Below are 11,203 nucleotides of genomic sequence, written 5' to 3'. Positions count from 1 at the left end.
GAGACAGAAAAGGGATTTCAGAAACAGAAGAAAATAGTTACCCCGGAAGAATTTGCAGTAAGCGGATAAAAGAGTTACAGGAAATCAGGAAGGAAGAGAGGAATGCAAAAAAATAACAGAAAAAGGGCGCGGTTCTGCGCCCTGGCAGCCGGAACCGCCATATTTTCTTTCACGGTTCCCCAGGCAGCCCTGGCGGCCAGCCCGCCGTTTGCCTATACCGAGGAAAAATGGGCGTCCCTGAGGGATAATAAGCTGGAATTTGATGAGATAGGAGATTTGATTCACGAGTACAACAGCACGGTTCTGAGCAATCAGATTGCCTATGAGGATTATAAAGGAAAAGACAGCGATGAGGTGGCCCAGACTTACTACGATACGGCCGACGAGATATATGGAAGTATCGAATACCCGGATTCGGATGACGTGAGTTACGGTTCCAGCCTGGCGGCGGCCCAGAGCAGTGAACTTCAGGCCGACCAGATGATGGAACGGGGGGATGAAAACGTGTCGGACGGCGACGTGGTGAAGTGGGGATATGACAAGACGGAAAAATCCCTTGTCCAGTCCGCCCAGAACCTGATGATTACGTACTGGAACTCCGTCCTGTCCCTGGAAAACAGCAAAAACACCAGGGAGACGGCCGAAAAGGCGTGTCAGACGGCCGAACTTCAGGCCGCGGTGGGCACGGCAACCCAGACGGCCGTCCTGAACGCGAAAGATACGCTGCTTCAGGCGGAAGCCGCCATCACATCGGCGGAGAGCACGATAACGTCTACAAAAGAAAACCTGTGCCTGATGATGGGATGGAAATACGGGGATGAGGTGGAAATCGGCGCCCTACCGGAGCCGGATCCGTCAAAGAGTAGCACAATCAATCTGGAAGAAGATCTGGTTAAAGCGGTGGAAAATAACTATGAACTTAAAATTCTGTCCAGACAGGTTAAAAACGCCAAGGTGGGCGCTACACAGAGGCAGTACGAGGAGACGCTGAAAAGCAGCGGGGAGGCGGTGAAAGCCAATGTCAAATCGGCATGGCAGAGTCTTCTGCTGGCGGAGAACCAGTATGCCCAGACCCTGAAGAGCTTTGAGCTGGAAGAAAAAACCATGCAGTCGGCCGAGCGCAGGAAGGCGGCCGGAACCATGAGCCAGAACGCATATGAGAGCCAGCAGACCGCCTATACAAAGGCAAAGACGGAAAAAGAAACGGCCGCACTGTCGCTTTTAAAGGCTCAGTACGCCTATCAGTGGGCGGTGGACGGCCTGGCATCCACGACGTAAAGAATCTGCGGCGGATGCGCCAAAAGGAGAGTCATCCGCCGCGTAATGCGTCCGTAACGTAATGCACAGCATAAAGGAGGAAGCAGATTGAATAGAAGAATAGCGGGATGGGCGGCAGCAGCCGGAACGGCCATAAGCCTGCTGTACCAGCTTCCGGTGCAGGCCGCGTCCGGTCCCCTGATATCAGGCCTGGAGGAGGCGGGGGAAGCGGAGGGGCCGGCCCTTTCCGAGAATTGGGAAGAAGCGGAGGATTCCAAAGAAACGGCGGCAGTCAGCGACGAGGCCCTGAACGACAACCTGATCGAGTACATAGAACTGGAACAGCTCATCCGCACCGGGAACAGCAGCGCAGTCAACACACAGAAGAGCTATGAGAACAGCCTGGAAATCTATCAGGCAGCCTATGATTCCCTGATAAGCGCAAAACGTGATATGATCAACAAGGCGGATGAACTGGAGGACGAAGGGGCAGCCGAGGAACTGATTGCAAACTATGATCAGAATGCAAAGATTCTCTCCTCTTCGGCCGGCCAGATGAAGAGAAGCATCAATTCCCTGAACTCCGCCACCAGCCAGGCTTCTATCAACAGGACCATTAACAGCCTTGTCAAATCGGCCCAGACCCTGATGTATTCCTGTAAGCAGATGGAATATCAGGCCGGCGCAGCCGAAAAGAGAGTGGAAGCCCAGAACGCAGCATACGAACTGGCATCATCCAGGAGGCAGGCCGGATTGATAACAGAGACAGAGCTTCTGGAGGCGGAAAAGAGCCTTTTAAACGCCCAGGCCTCATTACAGTCCACGAAAGACAGCGCGGATAAGCTGAAACGCCAGCTGGCCGTTATGATAGGGAAAAACGCAGATGAAATACAGATAGGCGAAATCCCGGCCGTCACACAGGAAGAACTTGCCGGGATGAATCTCCCGGAGGATAAACAAAAAGCGGTAATCGCCGACTCAAACGTCAAATCGGTCAAGAAAAGCACCGCAACCGGCGACACGGCCCGGAAACTGCGAAGACAGCAGCTTTCAGAGGCCGAGGGAACCGCCAGTCTGACCATGGATGAACTCTATCAGGCCGTGACAGAGGCAAAACAGCTTTATGAAGGGGCGGCAGCATCCTATGCGGCCGCAGAAAAAGATTACGGCGCCCTACAGACAAAATACAGGGCAGGCATGATTAACAAAAGCACCTATCTGTCCGGGGAGGCAACATGGTATACGGCCATCGCTTCCTACAGGAGTGCGGAAATTACGTTTAAGCAGGCAGTGGAGTCTTATCAGTGGGCCATTAAAGGGATTAGTTGATAAGATAAATCAGCCACCGCAGACCGGGGCGGAATGGAGAAAACCTTCGCGTCTTCAGTCCCGGGCCATAACCTTCCTGTGGGGAAGAAGGGAGAAAAAGATTCCGGAGGGAACCTGGGAGTTCATCGGCACTTACCGAGGTATTTTCGAGGTTAGTGTCCGTTATGTACTCCAAAGAGCGGGGGCGTTTCCCGCAGGAACTTTTTCTGCCCGGATTCCCCACCCGCGACAACCTGCAAACCGGGACTGAAGACTCATAATCCCCCTCTCACCATCCCGCCCCCCGGCCGTCCCGGCGGCGTTCTCATTTCTCAAACCACAACATAAAAAAGAACCGGCGGATTACTCCGTCGGTTCTTTCACGATCGCAACAAAACTTTTCTTTAAAACCTTTGTAGCTTCCTGACATGACTTATATTCTTTGGAAGTCGTATCTTCCAGATAATCTTTGTATTCCGGTTCCAGTATGTAGGTCTTGTTGTCATAAAAACCGAGGATGGAACATCCCTGCAGATCTTTATAATCGACGTCCTCATAGCAGATAATAGAGAAGAGCAGACCTGACCCGTCCTCCTCGTATGCAGCTTTATTGTAAATTTCATAGATGGATTCACCGGGAACTATGACACAGTTGCCGGACCATCCGCTTGGCATTTTAAAAGAAAAATCGTCTGTAATGACCTTTGAACCTGTAAGTTCAATGGCAGCATCGGAATCAACGTTCTGACCGAAGCTTACAACCTGGGCAGTATGTTCAGCACCAAAAGCAGTGACGGAAAATGTCAACGCCATCAGTGCAGTACAGATTAAAGTTCTGAACCGCATCCTTAAACCCTCCGTATTAGTCTCGGGCGAAAAAGAGACTTATTTTTATATAGTACACTATGAGTACCTGAATTGAAAAACCTCATCAAGTATTCATAGTACGCCGTAAATGCTAAGCTCGGAAAAACCTCGCTAAGTATTTAGGTGTGACTCATACTAGATTCGAAAAAACCTCATCAAGTATTCATAGTACACCGTAAATGTTAAGCTCGGAAAAACCTCGCTAAGTATTTAGGTGTGACTCATACTAGATTCGGAAAAACCTCATCAAGTATTCATAGTATACCATGTTGGAAGAAAATTGTCAGCAAAAAATTGGAAGAAACTCAGTAAAAAATTTCCAGTTTAGGGAAACTAGGAAACTTCTCCCGGTTTGCCGATGTTTTTCTGTGCTGTTGCCAGCATGAGTTTGATACGGTTTAACTGGTTGACTTCACTTGCGCCCGGGTCGTAATCGATGGCGATGATGTTGGCCTCCGGATGGCTGCGGCGCAGTTCCTTGATGACTCCCTTGCCTACGATATGGTTCGGCAGACAGCCAAACGGCTGGGTGCAGATAATATTTTTCGTTCCGCTCTTGATCAGCTCCAGCATCTCTCCAGTGAGGAACCAGCCTTCTCCGGTCTGGTTGCCGATAGAGACATAGTGTTCAGCCATGGAGGCCAGATCGTCAATCCTGGCCGGAGGAATGAAGTGTACGCTCCGTTCCAGCGCCTTTCTGGACGTCCGGCGGAAATACTCAAGCAGTGAGATTCCCATATTGCAGAGATAAGCGCTGGAGCGTTTGCCGCCCAGGTTATCCGCCTTAAAGTTACTGTTGTAGAAACAATACAGCAGGAAGTCCATAAGATCCGGCATAACGGCTTCCGCCCCTTCGGCTTCCAGCAGCTCCACCACATGGTTATTGGCGAGAGGAGAGAACTTTACAAGGATCTCCCCAACAATGCCTACCTTCGGCTTCACGACGTTTCTGCGGGGAAGGTCATCAAAGTCCTTAATGATACCGCGGAGGTTTTTGTTAAACTCCATCATGTTCGGAGCGCGTTTGGAGAGAGACTTCTGGCAGATATCCCGCCATTTTTCATGGAGTGCGTTGGCCGAACCGGGCTTTGCTTCGTAAGGCCTGGTGGCATAGAGCACACGCATGAACAAATCTCCATATACAACCGCCTGCATTGCCTTTGTAATCAGGGGCAGTGTGATCTTGAATCCCGGGTTGGTCTCCATGCCGTTGGCATTTAAGGAGATAACGGGAATCTGCGGCATACCGGCACGCTCTAAGGCGCGCCTGATAAAACCGATATAGTTGGATGCACGGCAGCCGCCGCCTGTCTGGCTCATAATCACGGCCGTGCGGTTTAAATCATATTTGCCGGATAGCAGGGCGTCCATAATCTGGCCCACTACAATCAGGGAAGGATAGCAGGCGTCGTTATTGACATATTTCAGTCCCGTGTCGACGGCTCTGCGGTCCGCATTCTGCAGAACCTCCAGCTTATAACCAAAGCTCCTGACCGCTTTCTCGATCAGTTCAAAGTGGATCGGGGACATCTGCGGGCAGAGGATGGTGTAATTCTTCTTCATCTCTTTGGTGAAGAAGACACGGCTGTATGCGCTTGATACGGCCGCTTTGTGGTAATGCTTCATCTCCCTGACACGGATTGCGGAGATCAGGGAACGCACGCGGATTCTGGCCGCTCCCAGGTTGTTGACCTCGTCAATTTTGAGCAGGGTGTAAATTTTGCCGGAACGCGTCAGGATATCATTCACCTGGTCGGTGGTGACGGCGTCCAGGCCGCATCCGAATGAGTTGAGCTGAATTAAATCCAGGTTCGGCTGAGTCTTGACAAAGCACGCTGCTTCGTAGAGGCGGGAGTGGTACATCCACTGGTCTGTGACGATCAGCGGCCGGTCCACACGGCCCATATGGGAAACGGCATCCTCCGTCAATACAGCAAAACCGTAGGAGGTGATAAGCTCCGGGATTCCGTGGTTGATTTCCGGATCCACATGGTAAGGCCGGCCGGCCAGGACAATACCGTGATGGCCCGTTTCCTTCATCCACTTAAGAACTTCCTCACCCTTTTTCTCCATGTCTTTTCTGGAATCAATCAGTTCTTTCCAGCCCTTCTTAGCCGCATCGCGGATTTCCTGTTCCGGAATGGAGAAATCTTCACGGAAGACTTCAACCAGGCGCTTGGTCAGAATCTCTTCATCGGTAAAAGCCATGAACGGATTGGAGAATTTCACCCTGTGTTCGGTCAGCTCCTCGACGTTATTCTTGATGTTCTCCGCATAGGAGGTGACCATCGGGCAGTTAAAATGGTTGCCTGCATCGGGAGTCTCGTTGCGCTCGTAAGGGATGCAGGGGTAGAATATGTACTCAATTCCCTGTTTAATCAGCCACTGTATGTGACCGTGCACCAGCTTGGCGGGATAACATTCCGACTCGCTCGGTATCGTCTCGATTCCCAGCTCGTAGATTTTTCTCGTGGACTGGGGGGAGAGGACGGTGCGGAACCCCAATGCTTTAAAGAAGACGGCCCAGAACGGGTAATTCTCGTACATGTTAAGGACTCTCGGGATTCCTACGGTGCCGCGGGGCGCCATATCGGCGGTCAGAGGCTCGAAGTCAAACATTCTGTGATATTTATAGTCAAAAAGGTTGGGGACGTCACGTTTGGCCCTTGTTCCGCCAAGACCGCGTTCACAGCGGTTTCCGCTTACGAACTGGCGGCCGCCGTCGAAACGGTTGATCGTCAGGACGCAGTGGTTGGTGCAGCCCTGGCATCTGGCCATCTTGGTCTCATAGGAAAGATTTAGTATCTTATCTATCGGGAGCATCGTGGTGCTCTTTGATTCATCGTAGCGTTCCCTGGCGATGAGAGCGGCTCCGAAGGCGCCCATGATTCCGGCGATATCGGGGCGCACGGCCTCACAGCCGGCGATTTTTTCAAAGCTCCGGAGGACGGCGTCATTGTAAAACGTGCCTCCCTGTACAACGACGTGGTGTCCGAGATCCTCGGCGCTGGTGATTTTTATTACTTTGAACAGAGCATTCTTGATGACGGAGTAGGCAAGACCTGCAGAAATATCGGCGACAGTTGCGCCCTCCTTCTGAGCCTGCTTTACATTGGAGTTCATAAAAACGGTGCAACGCGTTCCGAGGTCGGTCGGATTCTTTGCGAACAGGGCTTCTTTGGCAAAATCAATGACACTGTAGTTTAAAGACTTTGCAAAGGTCTCAATGAAGGAGCCGCAGCCGGAGGAGCAGGCTTCGTTGAGCTGTACGCTGTCCACGGTGCCGTCCTTGATCTTGATGCACTTCATATCCTGTCCGCCGATGTCCAGAATGCAGTCCACATTCGGTTCGAAAGCCGCGGCCGCATAGTAGTGGGAGATGGTCTCGACCTCGCCCTCATCCAGCATCAGCGCAGCTTTTAACAACGCCTCGCCGTAGCCGGTGGAACAGGAATATACGATGTTTGCCTTTTCGGGAAGAATCCCATGGATCTCCTTCATGGCGCGGATTGCGGTCGCCAGCGGGCTTCCGTTATTGTTGCTGTAGAAATGATACAGGAGGGCTCCGTCCTCGCTGACCAGTGCCACCTTGGTGGTGGTGGAACCGGCGTCGATGCCGAGATAGCAGTTGCCTTCATAGGATGATAAATCAGCTTTTCTCACATTGTGGCTTTCGTGGCGCTTTGTAAACTCTTCGTATGCCTCATGGTTTTCAAAGAGAGGCTCCATACGGTTGACCTCAAAGTCCATCTTGATGCCGTGTGAGAGACGTTTAATCATGTCTTCCAGTGTTACTGAAGCTTTACCTTCCGAGTTCATGGCAGCTCCCACAGCAGCGAAAAGATGCGAGTGGGATGGGGCAATGATCTGGTCTTCGCCCAGATTCAGTGTCCTGATAAAAGCCGCGCGCAGCTCGGACAGGAAGTGGAGCGGTCCGCCGAGGAATGCCACGTTGCCGCGGATTGGTTTGCCGCAGGCCAGGCCGCTGATTGTCTGGTTTACAACCGCCTGGAAAATAGAGGCGGAGAGATCTTCCTTCGTGGCGCCCTCGTTAATGAGCGGCTGGATGTCGGATTTTGCAAAGACACCGCAGCGGGCGGCAATCGGGTAGATGGATTTATAGTTTTTGGCGTAATCGTTCAGTCCGGATGCGTCTGTCTGAAGCAGAGAGGCCATCTGGTCAATAAAAGAGCCGGTACCCCCGGCGCAGATTCCGTTCATCCGCTGATCGATACCACCGGTGAAATAAATTATTTTGGCGTCTTCTCCGCCCAGCTCGATGGCAACATCGGTCTGGGGAGCAAAGTCTTTTAAGGATGTGGCTACGGCTACGACTTCCTGGACAAATGGAACACCCAGATGTTTGGAAAGTGTCAGACCGCCCGAACCTGTAATCATTGGTTCTACACTCAGATTGCCCAGAGCATCGGCGCCCTTTTTCAGAAGACCCGAAAGAGTTTCCTGGATATTGGCAAAGTGACGCTCGTAATCGGCAAAGAGAATTTCGCCCGCATCGTCAATGATGGAGATTTTTACTGTGGTGGAACCTATGTCGATTCCTAATCTTTTATCAGAATTCATGATCAGTCGGGGATTACCCCTTCCCTCCTTTGTATTACACATGTATTCGGCCTAAGTTTAACATAGAATAGGAAAGAAAACAATTGATCCTATGCGTTAAAAAGCCGCTAAAAAACGCGCTTATTTGTTAATTCTGCCTATTGCGGACGACATTTGGAAGAAAGGCAGAAATGTTGTTAAAACGGTGTTACAAAGCAGTTAATGCCGGTCGGAAAAGGGAGTAAAAAGACGCTTTTTGTCCGCTGCCGCCGGTCGGAATACGGGAGGCATTCAATCTGCATTCCGGGTCTGCTTATTGTATACATTTAAATACATTTGACAAAGACGGCACCGATATCTATAATTAGAATTCAAAAGGCTTTTTACGGCCTTTTAATGAAGAAAAGGATGTGAACTATGAATTTTTTTAGGAAAATGGAATATAAGTACGGGAAGTATGCAATCCGCAATCTGATGTACTATATTATCATCATGTATCTGGCAGGGATTCTGCTGAATCTGATCAACCCGATGTTCTATTACATGTACCTGTCCCTGGATGCAGGAGCTATTCTTCGCGGCCAGGTGTGGCGAATCGTGACATTTTTAATCTGTCCGCCCGCATCGGGAATGTTGTTTAACCTGATTGCGATGTATCTTTACTATTCGCTGGGAACGACGCTGGAGCGCACTTGGGGAGCGTTCCGGTTTAACGTCTATTTCTTTATGGGTGTTCTCGGCCATGTTCTGGCGGCGTTTATCATTTATTTTGTGACGGGGGTTTCCTATCCGCTGACCACGTATTACCTGAACGAGTCTCTTTTGCTGGCATTTGCGGCCACATTTCCGGAGATGCAGTTCTGGCTCATGGGTATCCTGCCGATCAAGGCAAAATGGCTCGGTATTTTTATCGGAGCCCAGTTTCTCTACGACTTCTTCTTCGGCGGAATCGTTTCCAGGATTGGAATCGGCCTGTCCATGCTGAACTTTGTAATTTTCTTCCTGATGACGAGAAACTACAGGCAGATTAACCCAAAAGAAGTGAAGAGAAAGCAGGAATTTAAATCCCAGATGAAGAAGGCTGAGGTGCAGAAGATTATTCTGTCCCATCATAAATGCGCCGTATGCGGAAGAACGGAGAAGGACAATCCGGGCCTGGAGTTCAGGTACTGTTCAAAATGCGCGGGCGGCCTTGAATATTGCATGGATCATTTATATACTCATAAACATGTAAGCGAAGAAGAGCTGAAAGAAATGCAGTAACATAGGTTATATTATAGTTAGAAAAGATAAAAGACCTGAAAAAGATGCAAAACGGTGACAGGAGGAATATTGACCGATGAAGAAAACAAAAATTATCTGTACCATGGGGCCGAATACCAACGACAGGGAAGTGATGAAACAGCTTGCCTTAAACGGTATGGATGTAGCCAGATTCAACTTCTCGCATGGGGACTACGAGGAGCATATGGGGCGTCTCAGAATCCTTGAAAGCGTCAGGGAAGAGTTGGATCTTCCGATTGCAGCCCTGCTTGATACAAAGGGGCCGGAGATCCGTACCGGAAAGCTGAAAGACGGCCGGAAGGTTATGCTGAAAGAAGGGGAAACATACATCCTCACAACAGAAGAAATCATTGGGGATGATAAGAAAGGATATATCAACTATTCAGGTCTTGTGGAAGACGTGAAGAAAGGCGACAAGATTCTGATTGACGACGGACTGATTGAACTGGACGTCGAAGCGGTAAACGGCCGGGAGATTGTCTGTACGATCATCAACGGAGGGGAGCTGGGAGAACAGAAGGGCGTCAATGTCCCGAATGTAAAAATCAAGCTTCCGGCCCTGACGGATAAAGATAAGGATGACATCCGCTTTGGCATTGAGGCGCGTTTTGATTTTGTCGCAGCCTCCTTTGTAAGGAACGCGGACGCCATCAGGGAGATTCGCCGGATTATTGAGGACGGCGGCTCCACGATGAAGATTATTGCAAAAATTGAGAATGCCGAGGGAATTGAGAATATTGATGAGATTATCGAGGCGAGCGACGGCGTTATGGTTGCCCGCGGGGACATGGGCGTGGAGATTCCGGCCGAGAAGGTTCCCTATATCCAGAAGATGCTGATTCGAAAATGTAATGAGGCCTGCAAGGTGGTTATCACGGCCACCCAGATGCTGGATTCCATGATCCGAAACCCGAGGCCAACGCGTGCGGAGGTGACTGACGTTGCCAATGCCGTATACGACGGCACGGATGCCGTGATGCTGTCCGGAGAGACGGCCATGGGACATTATCCGGTGGAAGCAGTCAGAATGATGAGCCAGATTGTGGAAGATTCCGAGAAACATCTCGATTACCTTTCCTATCAGAAGAGGAAAGTCAGCGCAGAGAATGTAAAGAACATCTCCAACGCCGTCTGCTATTCCTCCGTATCCACCGCCCATGATCTGGGAGCTCGCGTCATTGTGGCGCCTAGTATCAGCGGATTCACGACCAGGATGCTTTCCAAATGGCGCCCGAATGCAATTATCGCAGGACTTTCCCCGAGCATGTCGGCCGTAAGGCAGATGCAGCTCTACTGGGGAGTAAAACCATTCCATGCAAAACGCGCTGAGTCAACCGACGTTCTGATCTATTCTTCAATTGAGCTTCTGAAGGAGAAGAAAATTGTGGAAACGGGAGATATTGTCGTAGCGACGGCAGGCGTTGTGACTTACGCCAACCGCCATTCACCGGCAGCCGATACAAATATTATGCGTGTGGTGGAGGTCGATTAAGAGTTTAGTTGAGATGCGAGGACGCCTCTATGAGACGGCGGACGGGGGAGTGGGGTGGATGGATGAGTCTTCAGTCCCGGTTTGTAGGGTGTGGTGAGGGGGAATCCAGGAGAAAAGATTCCTACGGGGACCCGCTTTCGCTTGTGGAGCGCACAGCGGATGCTAAGCTCGAAAGGACCTCGCTAAGCACCGGCGGGCTCCAATGTCCCCTTCGGATTCTTTTCTCCTTTCTTCCCCGGCAGTTTGTCGACGGGACTGAAGACTCAGCGAAGTGTATTGCCCCGTCCGCTGGCTTCAGGGCTGATTGTCTCTTTCGTCAAGTAAGGGGGAGGTATTGTCGCGGCCACTATGTAGTCGTGAATCTTTTACCGTAAGAAGGTAATTCGGGTTGAATTCAGAGAAAAATCCAAAGCTAAATTTAATGATGAATTAAAA

Annotated in this window: 6 protein-coding genes; 4 read left to right on the top strand and 2 right to left on the bottom strand. The window is 50.6% G+C overall.

Annotated features, from left to right (window positions below):
- Positions 1-102: 102 nt before the first annotated feature.
- Together V3C10_16660 and V3C10_16655 are read left to right on the top strand one after the other, a co-directional pair.
- Positions 103-1,278: a TolC family protein gene (locus V3C10_16660; GenBank protein ID WVP60934.1), complete on the top strand. Its 1,176-nt coding sequence runs from the start codon at positions 103-105 to the stop codon at positions 1,276-1,278.
- A gap of 87 nt (positions 1,279-1,365) precedes the next feature.
- On the top strand, positions 1,366-2,586 hold the full coding sequence (locus V3C10_16655) for a TolC family protein (protein ID WVP60933.1): 1,221 nt from the start codon (positions 1,366-1,368) through the stop codon (positions 2,584-2,586).
- A gap of 342 nt (positions 2,587-2,928) precedes the next feature.
- Here V3C10_16655 and V3C10_16650 read toward each other — a convergent pair whose 3' ends face one another.
- Positions 2,929-3,411 (bottom strand): hypothetical protein, encoded by a 483-nt coding sequence (locus V3C10_16650; GenBank protein ID WVP60932.1) that lies wholly within the window; start codon positions 3,409-3,411, stop codon positions 2,929-2,931.
- A gap of 354 nt (positions 3,412-3,765) precedes the next feature.
- Entirely contained in the window at positions 3,766-8,013 is a 4,248-nt protein-coding gene (locus V3C10_16645; GenBank protein ID WVP60931.1) for an acyl-CoA dehydratase activase-related protein, read from the bottom strand.
- Positions 8,014-8,409: 396 nt separating this feature from the next.
- On the opposite strand from V3C10_16645, the gene V3C10_16640 reads away from it, so the two are divergent.
- The gene (locus tag V3C10_16640; GenBank protein WVP60930.1) at positions 8,410-9,255 is read left to right on the top strand and encodes a rhomboid family intramembrane serine protease; all 846 of its coding nucleotides are present in this window, start codon (positions 8,410-8,412) and stop codon (positions 9,253-9,255) included.
- Between the two features lie 76 nt (positions 9,256-9,331).
- On the top strand, positions 9,332-10,768 hold the full coding sequence (gene pyk / locus V3C10_16635; protein ID WVP60929.1) for a pyruvate kinase: 1,437 nt from the start codon (positions 9,332-9,334) through the stop codon (positions 10,766-10,768).
- Positions 10,769-11,203: the final 435 nt, after the last annotated feature.

The sequence above is a fragment of the [Clostridium] symbiosum genome, assembly GCA_036419695.1.
Lineage (GTDB): Bacteria > Bacillota > Clostridia > Lachnospirales > Lachnospiraceae > Otoolea > Otoolea symbiosa_A.
Note: the sequence above shows the minus strand (reverse complement) of the source record. Positions and strands in the feature narration are given on the sequence as shown.